Raw genomic sequence first — 17,780 nt, forward strand, 5'->3', positions numbered from 1 at the left:
AAACATCTAAACCGCAACGAACAAATCACGGAAAATCACTTCAATACCATAGCGTTGTGCAATCCATTCGCCCAGGGCCTTTACACCGCAACGTTCCGTGGCATGGTGACCAGCACCCAGCAAGCTGACATTGCATTCACGAGCCACATGCACGGCAGGCTCGGACAACTCACCAGTCAAGTACAAATCGGCGCCCTGCAAAGCCGCCTCCTCCACATAACCGGGCGCCCCGCCAGTGCACCAGGCCACTGTCGCCACACGGCGTTCGGGATCGCTGTTCCCTTCCACTTGAACATGGTGGCCCAATACACTGCTTACCTGCTGAACCAGTTCACTCAGCGGCTGAGGTTTGGGCAACACACCCAAGTGAACCAAACCCTTGTCGCCCACCACACGAGTGCTGGGCCAACCCAGCATTTTCCCCAACTGGGCGTTGTTGCCCAGCTCAGGGTGTTTGTCCAGCGGCAAGTGGTAAGCAAACACGTTCAAATCATGGCCAAGTGCCAATTGCAGTCGCTCCTTTCGAAACCCGGTCACCACCTGGGGATCGCCTTTCCACATCAGGCCATGGTGAACCAAAATCGCATCGGCATTCAGTTCAACCGCCAGCTCAATCAGCGCCCTGGATGCGGTGACACCCGTCAACAGCCGCTGAATGCGGGGTCTGCCTTCCAACTGCAGCCCATTTGGGCAATAATCTGACATACGAGCCTGATCCAGCAATTCCCGCAAATCATGTTCCAGCACATTCCGATCCACTGAAGCCAACGGCGCACCCCTGCATCTTGATATGTTGAAAAAACTCTGGCTGACCTTTGCTCAGGCCTTAACCATACTTCTTGCATTGTATTTCATCACCGAAGTACTGCGCCCAGAGTGGGTACCCAACTGGCTGCAAAAGCCGGCTTATCAAACAGCCCAGCCCGAAGGTGTGGCTGGCTACCGCCATGCCGTAGACACTGCCATGCCGGCCGTGGTGAATATTTTCACCAGCAAACGCGCCAACAACTTGCCCAAGCACCCATTTTTCGAAGACCCGGAAATTCGTAAATTTTTCGGCGATGAACTAGAGGAGCAGTTTGAGCAAGAAGAGCAAGCCTCTAGCCTGGGCTCGGGTGTCATTGTGAACAGCGACGGTTTGATTGTGACCAACCAGCACGTGGTTGAAGCAGCCGATGAAATTGAAGTCAGCCTTAACGATGGACGAACCACCAAAGCCGAGCTGGTGGGAACCGACCCGGAAACTGACCTTGCCGTGCTTCGAATCAAACTCGATAACCTGCCCAGCCTGAAATTTGCCGCCGATGAAACAGTGCGGGTGGGCGATGTGGTGCTGGCCATGGGCAACCCCTTCGGCGTGGGCCAAACCGTGACCATGGGCATTGTGAGTGCGTTGGGTCGAAACCACATCGGCATCAATACGTTCGAGAACTTCATTCAAACCGATGCAGCCATTAACCCCGGCAACTCCGGCGGAGCGCTGGTGGATACAGCAGGCAATCTACTGGGGATCAACACGGCCATTTACAGTCGCTCGGGGGGCTCATTGGGTATTGGCTTTGCCATCCCGGCCAAAACCGTTCAAGGGGTGTTGAACCAGATTGTGCGCACCGGCACGGTGACTCGTGGTTACATTGGCGTAGAGCAACAAAACATCACCGAAGAACTGGCCTCGGCATTTGATTTGCCACAAAAAGACGGTGTAATTATTGCGGGTATTGTGAAAGATGGCCCCGCGGACAAAGCTGGCCTGAAAGTGGGCGATATTCTGCTGAAGCTGGACGACAAAAAAATTACAGACACCACGCAGATGTTGAACCAGATTGCGGCTTACGCACCGGGTGATAAAAAATCGGTGGAGTTGTTGCGTGATGGAAAAACAGAAACAGTCACGATTGAAATTGGCGTGCGCCCAAAACCTGGCGACTTCTTGAAACGGCCTTGATTCATCATCAAGGCCAATCCGCCTGGCTTATGCCCCAACTTATTCCAGAATTTGCTGACGTTGTTTGCCGATGATTTTGGCAAACAAAATACCCACCTCGTACAAGATACAAATTGGGATGGCAAGAAACAGCTGAGACATCACATCGGGCGGGGTCACGATGGCAGCAATTACAAAAGCCGCCACAATCACATACCCACGAATTTCCACCAGTTTTTCTACGGTAACCACACCCAGGTACACCAACACCACCACCACAATGGGCACCTCGAAGGTCATGCCGAAAGCCATGAACATGGTCAGCACGAAGCTCATATAAGCTTCAATGTCAGGTGCTGGCGTGATGCTTTGCGGGGCGAAATCGTTGATGAAGGCAAACACCTTGCCAAACACAATGAAATGACAAAAAGCAATGCCCACGAGAAACAGCACTGTGCTGGAAAAAATAATGGGCAAAGCCATTTTTTTCTCGTGTTGATACAAGCCTGGCGCAATGAAGGCCCAAGCTTGATACAACAAGATAGGCAGAGAAATAACAAAGGCCACCATGGCAGTCAATTTCACGGGCACCATGAAGGGTGTGATCACGCCCGTGGCAATCATCTTGGTGCCTTCGGGCAGAGCGCTTTGAATGGGCAGGGCCAACAAATCAAAAATGTAAGCTGCACCCGGGTAAGCCATCAAGGCCACAAACACAATCAAAAAACCAACCACGGCGCGCAACAAACGATCGCGCAGTTCGACCAGGTGACTGACAAAATTTTCTTGCTGACTCATTACCCATGCACCTTGTTATTTGGCCTCTACCTTGGGGGCAGGCCCCACGGGTTGCGCTGGCGCTGGCTCTTCCGCCTTGGGCGGAGATTGTGTGTTTGAATTGGCGGTAGCCACGGCGGCTGGCTTGCTATTCTCAAGCTCCGCTATATCATCTTCGATTGATTTCACGGATTTGTTCAAATCAGCCTCGGTGTCTCGCAAGGTGGTTTGTACATCACCCTCAACCTTACGAGCAGCAGTCTGCATTTCTGCCTGCAGCTTACGCAACTCGTCGATTTCCATTTCCCGATTGATCTCAGACTTCACGTCGCTGACGTAGCGTTGGGCCTTGCCCAACAAATGACCAACCGTTTTGGCCACCTTGGGCAGTTTTTCAGGACCTATCACCAGCAGCGCGATCACTGCAATGATAAGCATTTCCGAGAAAGCAATGTCGAACATGCTGCGCGCCGCAAAAAGGGGAAATTAACTGGAAGATTTCTCTTTGGCTTCGACGTCGATCGTGTCCGACTTCTTGTTGCGATCATCGGCCAATTTGGCGGCATTTTGCTCACCTTCCGAACCACCCTCTTTCATACCGTCCTTAAAACCTTTCACCGCACCACCCAGATCAGATCCGATATTGCGCAACTTTTTGGTGCCAAACACCAACATCACGATAACCAGCACAATCACCCAGTGCCAAATGCTAAATGAACCCATGACTTACTCCTGATATGTTTTTCGTGTCTCGTTGCGTTACAAGGCTGGCATGCCGAGCATAACGCCCAATGGTTTGTTGCCGCCAAGTATATGCACATGAACATGATACACCTCTTGGCAACCCACCCTTCCAGTGTTCACGATGGTTCTGAAACCATCATGACACCCTTCTTGCTTGGCCAATTGACCCGCAATGGTCATTATTTTTCCCATCACGGGAATGTCTTCTTCAGTGGCATCGGCCAGCGTGGGAATGTGCTTTTTCGGAATAATCAGAAAGTGCACTGGCGCAGCTGGCTTGATGTCGTGAAACGCGAGGATATCCTCGTCTTCATATACTTTTCTGCTAGGGATTTCCCCAGCGACAATCTTGCAGAAAATGCAATCTGACATGTCTCATCCCCTTTTGAAGTATTTATCGGGGCCGATTGGCCTTCTCAACCAAACCAGACAAACCCATGCGACGGTCCAGTTCGGCCAGCACATCGGCAGCAGTCAAACCGTGCCAACCCAATAACACGAGGCTGTGAAACCACAAATCGGCTGTTTCAGCGATCACTTTGGCGGGGTCTTGATCTTTAGACGCCATCACCAGTTCGCAAGACTCCTCACCGATCTTTTTCAGGATCGCGTCCTGCCCCTTGTGGTGCAAATTCGCCACATAGGATTGCTCAGGGCTGGCTTGCTTGCGTGCTTCCAGCACTTCGGTCAAACGCTCGAGCAAATCTCCAGACGCTTTTTCAAGGTCAGCCATGCTTGTTCATTCCTTATTTTTGCCGTACATGTCGGAAGGGTCTTTCAGCACAGGGTCTTTGGCAACCCACTTGGGCTTTTCACCCTGCACACCTTCCAGCGCGTAATAAAAGCAGCTTTCACGGCCCGTGTGGCAAGCAATACCGCCCACCTGCTCCACCATCAGCACCAGCACATCACCGTCACAGTCCAGGCGAATCTCCTTCACCTTTTGCTGGTTGCCCGATTCCTCACCTTTGTGCCACAGTTTACCGCGCGAACGTGAAAAATACGTTGCAAAACCAGTACTGGCTGTAATTTCGAGTGCCTCGCGGTTCATCCAGGCGACCATCAATACGCGTTTACTGAGGTGGTCTTGTGCAACCACATTCACCAAACCTTTGTCATCGAAACTGACACTATCCAGCCAATTTTCTGTAATTAATACATCCTTGCTCATGGCGAATGCCCCTTTACAGCCGAACTGTAATGCCGGCCTTGGCCATATGGGCTTTGGCCTGCTGTACAGTGTACTCACCGTAGTGAAATATGCTGGCCGCCAAGACAGCACTGGCTTTGCCTTTGATGACACCATCCACCAGATGGTCGAGGTTGCCAACGCCGCCGCTGGCGATCACGGGAATGGAAACCGCATCGGACACTGCGCGGGTCAATTCCAGATTGAAACCGATTTTGGTGCCGTCGCGGTCCATGCTGGTCAATAGCAATTCACCAGCACCCAAGGCCTGCATTTTGCGCGCCCATTCGACGGCATCGAGCCCTGTGGGCTTTCGGCCACCATGGGTGTAAACCTCCCAGCCTGGTTCGCCATTGCTTTTGGCCTTGGCATCAATGGCCACCACAATGCACTGGGAACCATACTTCGTAGCCGCCTCTGCCACCAAGTCGGGGTTAGTCACTGCCGAAGTGTTGATGCTGATTTTGTCAGCGCCCGCATTCAATAATCGGCGCACGTCTTCTACCTTGCGCACACCGCCCCCCACAGTCAAAGGAATAAACACCTGGCTGGCGACAGCTTCGATCACATGCAGAATCAGGTCACGGTCATCGGATGAGGCTGTAATGTCAAGGAATGTGAGTTCATCTGCACCCTGCTCATCATAACGACGTGCAATTTCAACAGGGTCGCCCGCATCACGCAGTTCCACAAAATTGACGCCTTTAACCACCCGACCTGCGGTTACATCCAGGCAGGGGATGATACGGCTTGCAAGCATTAGTAGGCTTTTCCGTTCAATTCATCCGCCAGAGACTGGCCCTTGGCGAAATCGAGCGTGCCTTCGTAAATGGAGCGACCACAAATGGCACCCATCACTCCCTCATGCTCAACCGCACACAGCTGCTTCACATCGTCCAGGTTGGTAATGCCGCCTGAGGCAATCACCGGGATGGTCAATGCATTGGCCAGGCGAACCGTGGCTTCAATGTTGACGCCGCCCAACATGCCGTCACGGCCAATGTCAGTGTAAATAATGGCCTCTACGCCATAACCTTCGTACTTCTTGGCAAGGTCAACCACGTCGTGGCCGGAAATTTTGCTCCACCCGTCGGTGGCCACTTTGCCTTCCTTGGCATCCAGGCCCACAATAATTTGACCGGGAAACGCACCGCACGCGTCATGCAAAAAACCGGGGTTCTTCACTGCGGCAGTACCGATAATCACATAGCTCAAACCATCGTCCAGGTAACGTTCAATGGTATCCAAGTCGCGAATACCGCCACCCAATTGCACCGGAATGGCGCCGCCCACAGCATCCAGAATGTCAATAATGACACCCTCGTTCACGGGTTTGCCCGCAATCGCACCATTCAAATCGACCAGGTGCAAGCGGCGCGCGCCACTTTCAACCCATTTCATGGCCATTTCGACCGGGTCTGCCGAGAAAATGGTGGCATCGTCCATATTGCCTTGCTTCAGGCGAACACATTGACCGTCTTTCAGGTCGATTGCTGGAATGAGTAACATGAGACTGTGTTGTTAACTATTCAAGTGAGTGGAAAAAATAATCGATAAAAACTCAGGGGTTCCATCTTAAAAAATTGGAATACAGCCTTAAGCCGTCCTCCGCACTTTTTTCAGGATGAAACTGTGTTGCAAAGATGTTATCCCGTGCAATGGCGCAGGTAAAGCGAACACCGTAGTCTGTTTCACCCGCAACGTGTTCTGGATTCACCGGGTTGACGTGATAACTGTGAACAAAATAAAACCATGCGCCGTTTTCAATGCCAGCCCACATGGGGTGCTTTGTGCGCTGGTTCACCTGGTTCCAGCCCATGTGGGGCACCTTCAAGCCACACTCTACAGTCAGGCGGGGATCAAACTTCACCACGTCGCCCGCAAACAGGGAAAGGCATTCGGCAGGACCCTCGGCGCTACGTTCCATCATCATTTGCTCGCCAACGCACACGCCAAACAAGGGTTTTGATTCAGCAGCGCGGTACACGGCTTGCATCAAACCTGATTCCCGAAGTGCTTTCATGCAGTCTGGCATGGCACCCTGCCCAGGCAGCACCACCCGGCTGGCCCGATCGATCAAGGCAGGGTCGTCGGTGATCTGGATTTCCTGATTGTCGAGCTTTACATGTTGCAAGGCCTGGGCAACCGAACGCAGGTTGCCCATGCCGTAATCAACGACGGCAACTAGACTCACAAAGCACCTTTGGTACTGGGAATGGCACCCTGTTGACGTTCATCAATCGCAACTGCCATGCGCAATGCACGGCCAAAAGCCTTGAACACAGTTTCACACTGGTGGTGTGAGTTCACACCTTTCAGATTGTCAATGTGCAAGGTGCACAGGGCGTGGTTCACAAAACCCTGGAAAAATTCAAACACCAAATCCACATCGAAGGCGCCAATGCTGGCCCTGGTGAACGGAATATCCTGATGCAATCCGGGACGCCCGGACAGATCGATCACCACGCGCGACAGGGCTTCGTCCAGCGGCACATAGCTGTGGCCGTAACGCACAATTCCTTTTTTGTCGCCCAGAGCTTTCGTGAAGGCCATACCCAAGGTAATGCCGGTGTCTTCCACAGTGTGGTGAGCATCAATGTGCAGATCACCCTTGGCCACAATGTGAAGATCGAACAGGCCGTGGCGCGAAATTTGTTCCAGCATGTGGTCCAAAAATGGCACACCCGTGTCGAGGTGGCGTTCACCTGTACCGTCCAGATTGATTTTCACGGTGATCTGGGTTTCCAGGGTATTGCGGGTAACTTCTGCGGTTCTCATGATTGTCTAAAATGTTATGCGGCCTTGGTGGCCACTTCGTCGATGGATTGTTGCACAGCCACCAAAAACTGCTGATTCTCTTGCTCAGTGCTCACGGTAACGCGCAAGCAGTTTTGCAACAAGGGGTGGGCCTTGCCCACGTATTTCACCAAGATACCCTTGTTTTTCAGGGCTTCAAAGACTTCAAGCGCATTCGGGATGCGGAAAAGTACAAAATTGGCGTAAGAATCAAACACTTCAACGTCGCCATTGGATGTTTTGAGGTTTTTCAGGGATTCGGTCAGCACATCGCGCTGATCGCGCAGCAGCCTGGCCTGGGTCTCAAAGGCTTCAAAATGCTCGAGCGCAAACTGAACCGCAATTCGAGTAAGTACATTCACGTTGTACGGCGGGCGTACTTTGTCGATTTGCTCAACCCAGGCGGGGCTGGCCACGGCATAACCCAAACGCGCACCAGCCAAACCAAGCTTCGAGAAAGTGCGCAGCACCAGAACGTTGGGAAATTCAAGGACCCGGGCCATGAAGGATGCATCGGCGAAAGCCTCATAGGCCTCATCCACCACCACCAAGCCAGGCGTGGCCTCAATAATCTGCACAATTTCAGCTTCGCGCAACGCCACGCCGGTGGGGTTGTTGGGGTAGGCCAAAAACACCACTTTGGGCTGATTGGTCGCAATCGCTTTCAGCATGGCCGGCATGTTCAGCGTGAAGTCGGGGTTCAGGTCGACTCCCACAAAACGGGCATGGCTCCATTGGCTGTACACGGCATACATCACGAAGGTGGGCACGGGCGAAAGCACCGCATCACCAGGCATGCAGCAGGCACGAATAATCAGATCGATCAGTTCATCCGAGCCATTTCCAAACAACACATGCGCCGCTTTGGGAATGGCCGTGCAGGCGCGCAAGGCTGCTTCCAGCTCCAGTGCTTTGGGCGCGGGGTAGCGGTTCAGTTCCGCAGTTTTTAATTGCTGCGCAAGCTCATCCAGCAAAGCTGCAGGCATGCCCTGGGGGTTCTCCATGGCATCCAGCTTTAACATGCCGGCCGAAGGAGCCACCACGTAAGCATTGGTGGCCTGCACATCAGCACGAATTGTTTTTTGAAGTAGGCTCATGGTGCGCTTAGTCTGCCTTTCTGAATTTCGGGCCTACGCGATACTCGGCAGAGCGCGCGTGGGCTGGCAGGCCTTCGCCATAGGCCAACTCGGCAGCCACCTCACCCAAAGTGCTGGCACCTTCACGGCTGGCAAAAATAATGCTGCTGCGCTTCTGAAAGTCGTACACACCCAAGGGTGAGCTGAACCGTGCCGTACCCGCAGTGGGTAACACGTGGTTGGGGCCAGCGCAATAATCGCCCAGCGATTCGCTGCTGTAAGGCCCCATGAAAATGGCACCGGCGTGGCGTAACTTCCCAACCCATGCGTCCGGGTCTTGCACACTCAATTCCAGGTGTTCGGGTGCAATCTGATTGCTCAGCTCGCAGGCTTCTTCCATGCTGCGCACCTGAATCAAGGCACCGCGATTCTTCAGCGATGTAGCAATCACAGTGGCACGCGGCATGGTGTCCATGAGGCGTTTGATACTGGCCTGAACATTGTCGAGAAATTCCTTGCTGGGGCTCAACAAAATGGACTGCGCCATTTCATCGTGTTCAGCCTGGCTAAACAGGTCCATGGCGATCCAGTCCGCATTGGTGCTGCCGTCGCAAATCACGAGAATTTCAGAAGGACCAGCAATCATGTCGATGCCGACTGCACCAAACACGCGGCGCTTTGCTTCGGCCACATAGGCATTGCCTGGGCCCACAATTTTGTCCACACGCGGCACGGTTTGCGTGCCATAGGCCAATGCAGCCACCGCCTGCGCCCCACCAATGGTGAATACGCGGTCAACGCCGGCCAAGTGCGCAGCGGCCAACACCATTTGGTTTTTCACGCCACTGGGTGTGGGCACCACCATGATCACTTCTTTTACGCCAGCCACTTTGGCGGGTACGGCATTCATCAGCACGGAAGACGGGTACGCCGCCTTGCCACCGGGCACATACAAACCGGCGCGATCAAGCGGCGTGACACGTTGCCCCAGGCGGGTGCCGTCGGCCTCGGTGAATTCCCAGCTTTCGGCTACCTGCCGCTCGTGAAATGCACGCACGCGTTGCGCGGCCACTTTCAAAGCCTCGCGCTGGGCGGAATCCAGCGTGTCGAAAGCAAGCTTGAGCTCATCTTGGCCAATTTCCAACTCGGCTGCGCTGTTGGCTTTCACTCGGTCAAATTTCTCGGTGAACTCCAAAAGGGCTTCATCGCCACGTTTTCGCACTGCATGAATAATGTCTGCCACCGCACCTTCTACATGCGGATCGCGTTGTTCTTCATAGGCGAGCAATGCACGAAACTGCTCGACAAAGTTGGCATCTTCTGTAGACAATCGACGAATTTGGGAAGACATTGTTTACTACCTTTAAAATTTCACGCTACTGCTTGGGTGAACACATCCAGAATCGGCTGCAAAGCCTCGTACTTCATTTTCAATGCCGCCTGGTTGACCACCAAACGGGAAGATATTTCACAAATTTCCTCAACCTCGACCAGCTTGTTGGCACGCAAGGTTGAACCGGTGCTGACCAAATCGACGATGGCATCGGCCAGGCCCACCAGTGGTGCCAGTTCCATGGAGCCATACAACTTGATCAAGTCCACATGCACCCCACGGTTGGCAAAGTGCTCGCGGGCACTGTTGACATACTTGGTAGCGATGCGCAAACGCGCACCCTGCTTGACTGCGCTGGCATAGTCGAAGCCCTCAGGGGCTGCCACGCACAATCGGCATTTGGCAATATTCAGGTCAAGCGGCTGGTACAAGCCCGCACCGGAATGTTCAATCAGCACGTCTTTTCCGGCCACGCCCAAATCGGCGGCCCCGTGCTGCACATAGGTGGGTACATCGGTTGCGCGCACGATGATGATTTGCACATCGGCACGGTTGGTACCAATAATGAGCTTGCGCGATTTTTCGGGGTCCTCGGACGGCACAATGCCCGCTTTCTCCAGCAGGGGCAGCGTTTCCTCAAAAATGCGTCCCTTGGACAGGGCCAGTGTAATCATTGGGCTACTCTCGTCACATCTGCGCCCAGTTTGCGCAGCTTCTCTTCCATTCTGTCATACCCGCGATCCAGGTGATAAATGCGGTCAATTCGCGTTTCATCGCTGGCAGCCAAACCAGCAATCACCAGGCCAGCAGAGGCGCGCAGGTCGGTGGCCATCACCGTGGCGCCATCCAGCCGTTCAACGCCTTTGATAATCGCCGTGTGGCCTTCAATTTCAATGTTGGCCCCCAGGCGCACCATTTCCTGAACGTGCATGAAGCGGTTCTCGAAAATGGTTTCGTTGACCACTGCTGTACCATCGGCCACACAGTTCACTGCCATCAGCTGGGCCTGCATGTCCGTGGCAAAGCCGGGAAATGGCGCTGTGCGCGCACCCACTGCCTTGGGACGTGTGTTCATGCTGGCATGAATTTTTGTGCCGTCCACTTCAATGCTCACACCCGCCGTGCGCAGTTTTTCTATGGTTGCGTCCATGCTGTCTGCGTCGGTGTTGTTCAAGGTAATGTTGCCACCGCAGGCTGCCACAGCACACAGAAAGGTGCCCGCCTCAATTCGATCAGGCATCACTTGGTATTCGCAACCATGCAGCTTTTCAACGCCATGAACGGTAATGGTATCGGTGCCAATACCTTCAATTCTTGCGCCCATCTTCACGAGCATTTTCGCCAGGTCCACCACTTCAGGCTCACGGGCGGCATTTTCGATGATGGTAGTACCTTCAGCCAAAGCGGCTGCCATCATCAGGTTCTCAGTACCGGTCACGGTCACCATGTCGGTCACAATGCGCGCGCCCTTCAGGCGCTTCGCCTTGGCATGAATGTAACCTTTTTCAATGGTAATTTCGGCACCCATGGCCTGCAGGCCTTTGATGTGCTGATCAACCGGGCGCTGCCCGATGGCACAGCCACCAGGCAAGCTCACGCTGGCCTCACCAAAACGGGCCACCAAGGGGCCTAGCACCAAAATACTGGCGCGCATGGTTTTCACCAAATCGTAGCTGGCGATGGGCTCCGAAATTTCTTCTGCCCGCAAGGCCAGTTGGTTTTCACCATGCCAAAAACACTGAACACCCATGGAGCCCAGCAAGCGCAGGCAAGTGTTGATGTCGCGCAGGCGGGGCACATTGGTAATGGTGACCGGTTCGGCGGTCAGCAAACTTGCACACAAAATGGGCAAGGCCGCATTCTTCGCGCCAGAAATCGACACTTCTCCGTGAAGCGGCTTTCCGCCACGAACCAAAAATGAATCCATTGAAGGGCAGTCCTTTTTACACTTGTTGTTGAGCCCATTCCGCGGGCGTCAATGTTTTCATCGACAGGGCGTGAATCTCGGCACGCATTCTGTCACCCAGTACTGCATACACTTTTTGATGGCGCTGAATGGCACGCAGTCCTTCAAACGCACTGGCCACGATGACCGCCTCAAAATGCTGACCGTCACCAGACACGGTGAGGTGCTCACATTCCAAGCCCTGCGCAATATAGCCGCGAACGGTTTCAGGCAACAACATGATTTTTCCTATCCTTTTGATTCAACAGCACTATTATCCCCTCAATTTGTAACCAGAGGTCACCATGCGCATCGCAATTACGGTCAAAACCACCCAGGCAGAAAGGCCAATGGCCAAGCTGAACCAGGGACTAACATCGCTGACGCCGAAAAAACCGTAGCGAAAACCGTCGATGAGGTAGAAAAACGGATTGAAATGCGACACGGTTTGCCACACGGCCGGCAGGGAGTGAATGGAATAGAACACACCCGACAAAAAAGTGGCCGGCATAATGATGAAGTTCTGGAAGGCGGCCAGTTGGTCGAATTTTTCAGCCCAAATACCGGCAATTACCCCCATGGTACCCAGCAAGGCTGAACCTACCAATGCGTGTACAAGAATCCACACCGGGTTGTACACATGCAAGCCGACAAACGCCACCGTGACCAACAAAACCCCCAAGCCAACCGCGATGCCACGGGCCATGGAGGCCAGCACGTAAGCAGAGAAAAACTCCAGATGTGACAAAGGCGGCAACAGCACGAACACCAGATTGCCTGTGATTTTTGACTGAATTAAGCTTGAAGAAGAGTTGGCAAACGCGTTCTGAAGCACCGACATCATCACCAAACCAGGCACCAGGAATGCGGCATAACTCACGCCGGGATAAGGCTCTACTTTGCCATCCAGTACATGCGAGAAAATCATGAGGTAAAGCAAGGCTGTAACCACTGGGGCCAGCACGGTTTGAAAACTGACCTTCCAGAAACGAAGAATCTCTTTCTTGAACAAGGTTTGCCAACCAGTCATTTGGCACCCCCACTCATCAGTTGCACAAATACCTCTTCAAGATCTGGTTTTTCGATACTGCACTCCAATACATCCAAGTGGTCTTTGCGACATTGCGCAAGTATTTGCTCGATTTCTGCAGGTCCATTCAATGCCAAGGTGTAACGCCCTTCACTGACCTGAGCCTTCAATACCTTGGCTTGCAGGCTGGCGGGCAACACACCATTCAACTGCATGTTCAGGGTTTGATTGGCATGCTTTTTCAACAGGTTTGGCGTGGTGTCCACAGTCAGTACCTCGCCCTTTTTCAACATGGCGATGCGATTACACAGGGTTTCTGCCTCTTCAAGGTAATGCGTGGTCAGCAGAATTGTGTGTCCCTTTTGGTTCAGGCCAGCAATGAATTTCCAAAGCGTTTGACGCAGTTCCACATCAACACCTGCAGTAGGCTCGTCCAGCACAATCACCGGCGGCTTGTGAACCAGGGCCTGGGCAACCATCACACGGCGCTTCATGCCGCCCGACAAGGTGCGCATATTGTTGTCAGCCTTGTCCATGAGGCTCAGCGAGTGCAATAGTTCGTCAATCCAGTCGTCGTTCTTCTTCAAGCCAAAATAGCCTGACTGAAAACGCAAGGTTTCCCGCACCGAAAAAAACGGGTCAAAAACCAGTTCTTGGGGCACTATGCCAATGCTTCGGCGCGCATCGCGAAACTGATCCACCACGTCAAAACCCATGACCTTGGCTGCACCCGTGCTGGCCCGGCTTAGACCGGCAATAATATTAATCAGTGTGGTTTTGCCGGCGCCATTGGGGCCGAGCAAGGCGAAAAATTCCCCTTCCTGAACTGTGAGCGACACATTGTTCAAGGAACGGAATTCACCAAAATATTTGGATACCGAGCTTAGCTCTAGTGCAAACGACATGACTTCTCGCACCCATGAAAGGTGCTACAGGTTTTAGGAGAAGAGAGATTGTACTCCGTAGGCAGCAATCAAACTGTTCAGCTGCGCAGGAGGATGTTGGAGTTCAAGGGTTTTGTCTGATTTAAGCACTCGCTTGGCCGCGAGAATGACGGCCAATGCGGTGGAGTCCACATGCTTGACTTCGGAAAAGTCGATGACATGGTCGCCCAAGGCGAATGCCCTGGCGACCTCGGCGATCACTTGGTCTCCGTTGCGAACGGTAATTTGATCAACCGACACCTTCATATCAACCCTTCGCGTTCAGGGTTTTCAAGGTTTGAATCAAACCATCAACCCCTGAGCTGGACAGCACAGTGCCAAACTGGGCTTTGTAGGAATCAACCAACCACAGACCCAATACACTCAGGTCATAAATCAGCCATTTGCCGTCTTTCTTTTCGACACGGTAGGCCAAATCCACTGGCGGAGCGCCTTTCTGAATAACACGGCTATTCACGATCACATCCGTGTCTTCCGGGCGAGCCCGCAGACGGTCTACCTGCAGAGTTTGATCACCCACCTGCGCCAAAGCGCCGGAATAGGTTTTCACCAGAAGGGTGCGAAACTCTTTGGTAATTTGCTCGCGCTGCTCTGGCGTGGCTTCGCGCCAAGGCCGACCCACCACCAACTGGGTCATTTTCCGAAAGTTCACATTGGGCATCACTTTCTGGTCAATCAGGGCATCCAGCTTTTTGGGGTCAGCCAATAGTTCCTGCTTACGCGCCTTGATCTCTGTCAGCACTTCGTTGCTGAACTTTTCAACAAACTCATTGGCAGGCATATCCTGTGCCATGGCTGGCTGGGCAATCAGGCCAAAACCCAGAGCTGCAGCTGCAACCCATTGAAACAACTTGTTCACTGCAATATTCATGATTCTTCCAAAATGCTTGTGGTTAGTCTAAAAACGCAATACCTACCCAAGGGTTGACCACCCCAAAGCCAATCAGTTCAACAAACCCAAGCCAGACTTGGCCCGCTCGCTTTGCTGCAGGTCGATTGGCAAGCCAATGGGTGAATTTGAGTCGGGCTGAGTATTCGAGCCCGCGCTGCCCTGTTCAATCTGCATCAACGCAGCCTTGAAGGGTGGAAAGGACTCGGGAATGTGGCTGCGAGACTCTTCTTCGAAATCCTCATAGCCTTGCTCGTCAGGGTCAGGGGCACCATCTCGTACCAAACTGGCACGGCGCCTCAAGTAAGCGTCGCGCACGAAAGCGTATTGGTCGAGTGCCACGCGTTCTACCAGGTCAGTGGCCGGCAACAGACGTGCACGGGTATTCACCACATTCACAACCAGCAAACTATTGCGCACCCTGACGTCGTCATAGTGGTAAAGCGGATCAAGCGGCGCATCGACAAGCCGGGCAGGTGCGTCACGCAAGGTACTTGGCCCCAATAGAGGCAACACCAAATAAGGGCCCGAACCCACCCCCCACACGCCCAAAGTTTGACCGAAATCCTCGTCGTTTTTCTGGAACCCCAATTCTGTGGCCACATCGGCCAAGCCCACAATTCCGATGGTTGTATTCAGGGCAAAACGCGTGATGTCGCTTCCAGCAGCCTTGGGCTTGCCTTGCAGCAAATTGTTGACTGCTACGCTGATGTCATCAAGGTTGGAAAAGAAATTTCCGATCACGGTTTTGATTTCGGGCGGCGTTACCTTGTCGTAACCCTGCGCCAGTGGCTTCACCACCGCCTTGTCAACCACTTGGTTAAATCCGTCAACAGAACGGTTGAATCCTTCCAAGGGGTCTGACTCAGAAGGGGCGCGCATGCTGGTGCATGCGCTGGACAAGCCAAGCACGCCTAGCAGCAAGATCACTTTTCGAATGGACATTAACACTTCAAATCCCCTTCATCACTTTTCGGAGTCGCCTTCCGAGGCTTTGCTAAACAAAAACTGGCTAATCAGATTTTCGAGTACCACCGCAGACTGAGTACGCGCAAACTTCTCGCCACCCGCCAGGTTTTCCAGGTCGCCACCTGCTTCAATACCCACATATTGCTCGCCCAGCAAGCCTGAAGTGAGAATTCTAGCTGAAGAGTCCTTGGGAAACTCGAAGCCCTCCTCCAAATCCAGGGACACGACTGCACGGAATGTGACTGGATCAAGATTGATGTTGGCCACGCGCCCCACGGTAACGCCCGCACTTTTGACCGGCGCACGGGGCTTTAGACCACCGATATTGTCAAATTCAGCTGTCACCCGGTATTGGTCACCTGTGGTGAAAGAACTCAAATTGCCTGCCTTCAAGGCAAGAAATACCAGGGCTAGTGCACCAATCAGTACAAACAGGCCCACCCAAAAATCCACCGCCGTGTTCTTTTTCATACCTTCAATCCGTTAAATACTGAACATGAGTGCTGTAAGCACGAAATCGAGACCCAAAATGGTCAGGGAAGAAATCACCACTGTTCGGGTGGTCGCCCTGGATACACCCTCAGGCGTGGGCTGGCAGGCGTAGCCCTGAAACAGGGCAATTGAGCTGACAGCCACACCAAACACCACGCTTTTGATCACGCCATTGAGAATGTCATCGCGCACGTCTACACCAGCCTGCATTTGAGACCAAAATGCACCCGCATCCACGCCGATCAACAATACACCCACCACATAACCACCAAAAATACCCACAGCGCTGAACAAACCCGCCAGCAGCGGCAGGGAAATAAGGCCTGCGATCCAGCGAGGCGAGACAATACGTGCTTTGGGATCCACCGCCATCATTTCCATGGCAGTCAGCTGCTCCCCTGCTTTCATCAGACCAATTTCAGCAGTGAGCGACGTACCAGCCCGGCCTGCGAACAACAAGGCAGAGACCACCGGACCCAATTCACGCACCAGCGACAAGGCCACCAACAAACCCAAGGCCTGCTCGGCACCGTACCTGTTCAAGGTGTAATAACCCTGCAAACCCAGCACAAAACCCACAAACAGCCCGGAAACAACAATAATGACCAGTGAGTAATTGCCGATGAAATGAACCTGATCAATGATAAGGCGGGGGCGCAACAGGGCTTTGGGAAGCAACATGAACAAGGTGCTCACGAAACGCGCAAAAATTCCCAAGCCAGCGATTGTGGCAATAACACCGGCACCCAGACGGGAAACCAAGAGGACCGGATTCATGCAAAGTCCTCCTGTAAGTTGCGCGCGGGGTAATGAAACTTCACCGGCCCTTCGGGCAAGCCCTTGATGAATTGTTGAACGTAAGGATCCTGGTTGGCCTCTACCTCTGCCGGTGTGCCTTGCGCCAGAACTTTGCCGTTCGCAATCACGATGACATGGTCGCTGATTGCAAATGACTCGTGAATATCGTGTGTGACCACCACCGAGGTGGCACCCAAAGCATCGTTCAGCGTGCGAATGAGATTCGCCGTAATACCCAATGAAATCGGGTCAAGCCCGGCAAAAGGCTCGTCGTAAAAAATCAGTTCGGGATCCAGAGCAATTGCGCGCGCCAAGGCCACTCGCCGACTCATACCACCGGAAATTTCTGATGGAAAAAGATTGCTGGCCCCTCGAAGACCCACCGCCTGCAACTTCAATAGCACCAAATCGCGAATGGCCGCCTCGGGAAGGTTGGTGTGTTCACGCAGCGGAAAGGCCACATTCTCGAAAACGTTCAAATCGGTAAACAAGGCGCCAAACTGAAAAAGCACACCGATTTTTTTGCGAAATGCATAAAGCTGCTGCGTATTGGCAGTCACCACATTTTGGCCAAGCACTTGAACCTCACCCCGATTCACTGGGTACTGACCGCACATGAGACGCAACAAAGTAGTTTTGCCCGAACCGGAGCCACCCATGACAGAAACCACTTTGCCCTTGGGAATGTCCAGCGAAATGTTTTCCAGAATGAGGCGATCGGCATAGCCGAAATCCACGTTTTTTAATTGAGCAACAAAGCCCATGGGGGCTCCTTAATAAGCGAATACGAATTTGGGGGCTATTGTACCCCGAAGGACATGCGCCCACCATCCAAATGGTGATGGGCTCACTCACAAGGCATGACCACGAAGCG

The 17,780-nt window shown here is 53.2% G+C and carries 25 protein-coding genes; 1 reads left to right on the forward strand and 24 read right to left on the reverse strand.

The annotated features are described in order from the left end of the window. Positions 1–6: 6 nt before the first annotated feature. Positions 7–759 (reverse strand): Nif3-like dinuclear metal center hexameric protein, encoded by a 753-nt coding sequence (locus tag PY990_RS03160; RefSeq protein ID WP_275270419.1) that lies wholly within the window; start codon positions 757–759, stop codon positions 7–9. 31 nt (positions 760–790) lie between these two features. Here PY990_RS03160 and PY990_RS03165 point away from each other — a divergent pair, with 31 nt between their 5' ends. Continuing rightward, positions 791–1,945 carry a S1C family serine protease gene (locus tag PY990_RS03165; RefSeq protein ID WP_275270363.1) on the forward strand — a complete coding sequence of 385 codons (1,155 nt, stop codon included), beginning with the start codon at positions 791–793 and terminating at the stop codon, positions 1,943–1,945. 39 nt (positions 1,946–1,984) lie between these two features. On the opposite strand, the gene tatC is transcribed toward PY990_RS03165, so the two are convergent. The 23 genes from tatC to PY990_RS03280 all read right to left on the reverse strand — a co-directional run bounded on the left by tatC (position 1,985) and on the right by PY990_RS03280 (position 17,670). After that, entirely contained in the window at positions 1,985–2,722 is a 738-nt protein-coding gene (gene tatC / locus PY990_RS03170) for a twin-arginine translocase subunit TatC (RefSeq protein WP_171100737.1), read from the reverse strand. Between the two features lie 15 nt (positions 2,723–2,737). Beyond that, positions 2,738–3,163, reverse strand: a complete 426-nt coding sequence (tatB, locus tag PY990_RS03175; RefSeq protein ID WP_275270364.1) for a Sec-independent protein translocase protein TatB — start codon at positions 3,161–3,163, stop codon at positions 2,738–2,740. A 24-nt stretch (positions 3,164–3,187) separates the two neighbouring features. After that, entirely contained in the window at positions 3,188–3,424 is a 237-nt protein-coding gene (gene tatA, locus PY990_RS03180) for a Sec-independent protein translocase subunit TatA (RefSeq protein ID WP_275270365.1), read from the reverse strand. 36 nt (positions 3,425–3,460) lie between these two features. Continuing rightward, on the reverse strand, positions 3,461–3,817 hold the full coding sequence (locus PY990_RS03185; protein ID WP_275270366.1) for a histidine triad nucleotide-binding protein: 357 nt from the start codon (positions 3,815–3,817) through the stop codon (positions 3,461–3,463). A 22-nt stretch (positions 3,818–3,839) separates the two neighbouring features. After that, positions 3,840–4,178 carry a phosphoribosyl-ATP diphosphatase gene (locus PY990_RS03190; protein WP_275270367.1) on the reverse strand — a complete coding sequence of 113 codons (339 nt, stop codon included), beginning with the start codon at positions 4,176–4,178 and terminating at the stop codon, positions 3,840–3,842. A gap of 6 nt (positions 4,179–4,184) precedes the next feature. Next, on the reverse strand, positions 4,185–4,616 hold the full coding sequence (gene hisI / locus PY990_RS03195; protein WP_275270368.1) for a phosphoribosyl-AMP cyclohydrolase: 432 nt from the start codon (positions 4,614–4,616) through the stop codon (positions 4,185–4,187). A gap of 13 nt (positions 4,617–4,629) precedes the next feature. Continuing rightward, entirely contained in the window at positions 4,630–5,394 is a 765-nt protein-coding gene (hisF, locus tag PY990_RS03200; RefSeq protein ID WP_275270369.1) for an imidazole glycerol phosphate synthase subunit HisF, read from the reverse strand. Continuing rightward, positions 5,394–6,143: a 1-(5-phosphoribosyl)-5-[(5-phosphoribosylamino)methylideneamino]imidazole-4-carboxamide isomerase gene (gene hisA / locus PY990_RS03205; RefSeq protein WP_275270370.1), complete on the reverse strand. Its 750-nt coding sequence runs from the start codon at positions 6,141–6,143 to the stop codon at positions 5,394–5,396. Before hisA ends, hisF begins: the two co-directional genes overlap by 1 nt. 52 nt (positions 6,144–6,195) lie before the next feature. Beyond that, positions 6,196–6,828, reverse strand: coding sequence for an imidazole glycerol phosphate synthase subunit HisH (gene hisH, locus PY990_RS03210; RefSeq protein WP_275270371.1), 633 nt, complete (start codon positions 6,826–6,828; stop codon positions 6,196–6,198). Next, positions 6,825–7,412 carry an imidazoleglycerol-phosphate dehydratase HisB gene (gene hisB / locus PY990_RS03215; protein WP_171035109.1) on the reverse strand — a complete coding sequence of 196 codons (588 nt, stop codon included), beginning with the start codon at positions 7,410–7,412 and terminating at the stop codon, positions 6,825–6,827. The genes hisH and hisB overlap by 4 nt, the downstream gene beginning before the upstream one ends. 14 nt (positions 7,413–7,426) lie before the next feature. Continuing rightward, complete coding sequence (gene hisC, locus PY990_RS03220) at positions 7,427–8,527, reverse strand: histidinol-phosphate transaminase (RefSeq protein WP_275270372.1); 1,101 nt, start codon at positions 8,525–8,527, stop codon at positions 7,427–7,429. Between the two features lie 7 nt (positions 8,528–8,534). Further along, on the reverse strand, positions 8,535–9,857 hold the full coding sequence (gene hisD / locus PY990_RS03225) for a histidinol dehydrogenase (RefSeq protein ID WP_275270373.1): 1,323 nt from the start codon (positions 9,855–9,857) through the stop codon (positions 8,535–8,537). Between the two features lie 20 nt (positions 9,858–9,877). Beyond that, the gene (gene hisG, locus PY990_RS03230; RefSeq protein ID WP_008247881.1) at positions 9,878–10,513 is read right to left on the reverse strand and encodes an ATP phosphoribosyltransferase; all 636 of its coding nucleotides are present in this window, start codon (positions 10,511–10,513) and stop codon (positions 9,878–9,880) included. Then, positions 10,510–11,766: a UDP-N-acetylglucosamine 1-carboxyvinyltransferase gene (gene murA, locus PY990_RS03235; protein WP_275270374.1), complete on the reverse strand. Its 1,257-nt coding sequence runs from the start codon at positions 11,764–11,766 to the stop codon at positions 10,510–10,512. Before murA ends, hisG begins: the two co-directional genes overlap by 4 nt. 16 nt (positions 11,767–11,782) lie before the next feature. Then, positions 11,783–12,025 carry a BolA family protein gene (locus tag PY990_RS03240; RefSeq protein ID WP_369907255.1) on the reverse strand — a complete coding sequence of 81 codons (243 nt, stop codon included), beginning with the start codon at positions 12,023–12,025 and terminating at the stop codon, positions 11,783–11,785. A gap of 33 nt (positions 12,026–12,058) precedes the next feature. After that, positions 12,059–12,814, reverse strand: a complete 756-nt coding sequence (locus tag PY990_RS03245) for an ABC transporter permease (protein WP_275270375.1) — start codon at positions 12,812–12,814, stop codon at positions 12,059–12,061. After that, the gene (locus PY990_RS03250; protein WP_275270376.1) at positions 12,811–13,719 is read right to left on the reverse strand and encodes an ABC transporter ATP-binding protein; all 909 of its coding nucleotides are present in this window, start codon (positions 13,717–13,719) and stop codon (positions 12,811–12,813) included. Before PY990_RS03250 ends, PY990_RS03245 begins: the two co-directional genes overlap by 4 nt. Before the next feature lie 33 nt (positions 13,720–13,752). Beyond that, positions 13,753–14,004 carry an STAS domain-containing protein gene (locus PY990_RS03255; protein ID WP_275270377.1) on the reverse strand — a complete coding sequence of 84 codons (252 nt, stop codon included), beginning with the start codon at positions 14,002–14,004 and terminating at the stop codon, positions 13,753–13,755. 1 nt (position 14,005) lies between these two features. After that, the gene (locus tag PY990_RS03260; RefSeq protein ID WP_275270378.1) at positions 14,006–14,629 is read right to left on the reverse strand and encodes an MlaC/ttg2D family ABC transporter substrate-binding protein; all 624 of its coding nucleotides are present in this window, start codon (positions 14,627–14,629) and stop codon (positions 14,006–14,008) included. 72 nt (positions 14,630–14,701) lie between these two features. Next, positions 14,702–15,592 (reverse strand): MlaA family lipoprotein, encoded by an 891-nt coding sequence (locus PY990_RS03265; RefSeq protein WP_275270379.1) that lies wholly within the window; start codon positions 15,590–15,592, stop codon positions 14,702–14,704. Positions 15,593–15,613: 21 nt separating this feature from the next. Next, positions 15,614–16,087 carry an outer membrane lipid asymmetry maintenance protein MlaD gene (mlaD, locus tag PY990_RS03270; RefSeq protein WP_105027383.1) on the reverse strand — a complete coding sequence of 158 codons (474 nt, stop codon included), beginning with the start codon at positions 16,085–16,087 and terminating at the stop codon, positions 15,614–15,616. Between the two features lie 12 nt (positions 16,088–16,099). Then, complete coding sequence (gene mlaE, locus PY990_RS03275) at positions 16,100–16,885, reverse strand: lipid asymmetry maintenance ABC transporter permease subunit MlaE (protein WP_275270380.1); 786 nt, start codon at positions 16,883–16,885, stop codon at positions 16,100–16,102. Then, positions 16,882–17,670, reverse strand: a complete 789-nt coding sequence (locus tag PY990_RS03280) for an ABC transporter ATP-binding protein (protein ID WP_275270381.1) — start codon at positions 17,668–17,670, stop codon at positions 16,882–16,884. Before PY990_RS03280 ends, mlaE begins: the two co-directional genes overlap by 4 nt. Positions 17,671–17,780: the final 110 nt, after the last annotated feature.

It is taken from the genome of Limnobacter olei (assembly GCF_029087225.1).
GTDB classification, from domain to species: Bacteria; Pseudomonadota; Gammaproteobacteria; order Burkholderiales; family Burkholderiaceae_B; genus Limnobacter; species Limnobacter olei.

What these genes read in the sequence shown, in the direction of transcription:
- PY990_RS03165 (WP_275270363.1), top strand. Translation starts at nt 791, where the DNA reads ATGTTGAAAAAACTCTGGCTGACCTTTGCTCAGGCCTTAACCATACTT.
- tatC (WP_171100737.1), bottom strand. Translation starts at nt 2,722, where the DNA reads ATGAGTCAGCAAGAAAATTTTGTCAGTCACCTGGTCGAACTGCGCGAT.
- tatB (WP_275270364.1), bottom strand. Translation starts at nt 3,163, where the DNA reads ATGTTCGACATTGCTTTCTCGGAAATGCTTATCATTGCAGTGATCGCG.
- tatA (WP_275270365.1), bottom strand. Translation starts at nt 3,424, where the DNA reads ATGGGTTCATTTAGCATTTGGCACTGGGTGATTGTGCTGGTTATCGTG.
- PY990_RS03185 (WP_275270366.1), bottom strand. Translation starts at nt 3,817, where the DNA reads ATGTCAGATTGCATTTTCTGCAAGATTGTCGCTGGGGAAATCCCTAGC.
- PY990_RS03190 (WP_275270367.1), bottom strand. Translation starts at nt 4,178, where the DNA reads ATGGCTGACCTTGAAAAAGCGTCTGGAGATTTGCTCGAGCGTTTGACC.
- hisI (WP_275270368.1), bottom strand. Translation starts at nt 4,616, where the DNA reads ATGAGCAAGGATGTATTAATTACAGAAAATTGGCTGGATAGTGTCAGT.
- hisF (WP_275270369.1), bottom strand. Translation starts at nt 5,394, where the DNA reads ATGCTTGCAAGCCGTATCATCCCCTGCCTGGATGTAACCGCAGGTCGG.
- hisA (WP_275270370.1), bottom strand. Translation starts at nt 6,143, where the DNA reads ATGTTACTCATTCCAGCAATCGACCTGAAAGACGGTCAATGTGTTCGC.
- hisB (WP_171035109.1), bottom strand. Translation starts at nt 7,412, where the DNA reads ATGAGAACCGCAGAAGTTACCCGCAATACCCTGGAAACCCAGATCACC.
- hisC (WP_275270372.1), bottom strand. Translation starts at nt 8,527, where the DNA reads ATGAGCCTACTTCAAAAAACAATTCGTGCTGATGTGCAGGCCACCAAT.
- hisD (WP_275270373.1), bottom strand. Translation starts at nt 9,857, where the DNA reads ATGTCTTCCCAAATTCGTCGATTGTCTACAGAAGATGCCAACTTTGTC.
- hisG (WP_008247881.1), bottom strand. Translation starts at nt 10,513, where the DNA reads ATGATTACACTGGCCCTGTCCAAGGGACGCATTTTTGAGGAAACGCTG.
- murA (WP_275270374.1), bottom strand. Translation starts at nt 11,766, where the DNA reads ATGGATTCATTTTTGGTTCGTGGCGGAAAGCCGCTTCACGGAGAAGTG.
- PY990_RS03240 (WP_369907255.1), bottom strand. Translation starts at nt 12,025, where the DNA reads ATGTTGTTGCCTGAAACCGTTCGCGGCTATATTGCGCAGGGCTTGGAA.
- PY990_RS03245 (WP_275270375.1), bottom strand. Translation starts at nt 12,814, where the DNA reads ATGACTGGTTGGCAAACCTTGTTCAAGAAAGAGATTCTTCGTTTCTGG.
- PY990_RS03250 (WP_275270376.1), bottom strand. Translation starts at nt 13,719, where the DNA reads ATGTCGTTTGCACTAGAGCTAAGCTCGGTATCCAAATATTTTGGTGAA.
- PY990_RS03255 (WP_275270377.1), bottom strand. Translation starts at nt 14,004, where the DNA reads ATGAAGGTGTCGGTTGATCAAATTACCGTTCGCAACGGAGACCAAGTG.
- PY990_RS03260 (WP_275270378.1), bottom strand. Translation starts at nt 14,629, where the DNA reads ATGAATATTGCAGTGAACAAGTTGTTTCAATGGGTTGCAGCTGCAGCT.
- PY990_RS03265 (WP_275270379.1), bottom strand. Translation starts at nt 15,592, where the DNA reads ATGTCCATTCGAAAAGTGATCTTGCTGCTAGGCGTGCTTGGCTTGTCC.
- mlaD (WP_105027383.1), bottom strand. Translation starts at nt 16,087, where the DNA reads ATGAAAAAGAACACGGCGGTGGATTTTTGGGTGGGCCTGTTTGTACTG.
- mlaE (WP_275270380.1), bottom strand. Translation starts at nt 16,885, where the DNA reads ATGAATCCGGTCCTCTTGGTTTCCCGTCTGGGTGCCGGTGTTATTGCC.
- PY990_RS03280 (WP_275270381.1), bottom strand. Translation starts at nt 17,670, where the DNA reads ATGGGCTTTGTTGCTCAATTAAAAAACGTGGATTTCGGCTATGCCGAT.